Source organism: Clostridium tyrobutyricum, from assembly GCF_019144085.1.
GTDB classification, from domain to species: Bacteria; Bacillota; Clostridia; order Clostridiales; family Clostridiaceae; genus Clostridium_B; species Clostridium_B tyrobutyricum_A.
The window spans coordinates 1-264 of the sequence record NZ_JAHHUY010000118.1; the positions used below are offsets into that span (position 1 = coordinate 1).

Annotated in this window: 1 pseudogene; it reads right to left on the reverse strand. The window is 72.3% G+C overall.

What is annotated here, in order from left to right:
* Positions 1 to 79 precede the first annotated feature (79 nt).
* Positions 80 to 264 (reverse strand): annotated as a pseudogene (locus tag KM800_RS15260) (phenylphosphate carboxylase subunit delta); the annotation flags it as partial.

Genomic DNA, 264 nt, shown 5'->3' on the forward strand with positions numbered 1-264 from the left:
GTGCCCAAAGCCAGCAGGCCCATCAGCACCACGGGCAGGTAGATCGAGAGCTGGTCCCAGCCCTGTCGGACGACACGGATCATGCGGTGTAGTCCGCCAGCAGCGCCGCGTAGCGGCCCGTGGCCACCAGCAGCAGGTCGCACAGCTCGCGCGCGGCACCGTCGCCCCCGCGCGCCTGGGTGACGAAGTGGGCCGCATGGCGCACCTCGGTCTGGGCGTTGGCGGGCGCGCACGCAAAGGCGCTGCGCCGCATCACGGGCAGGT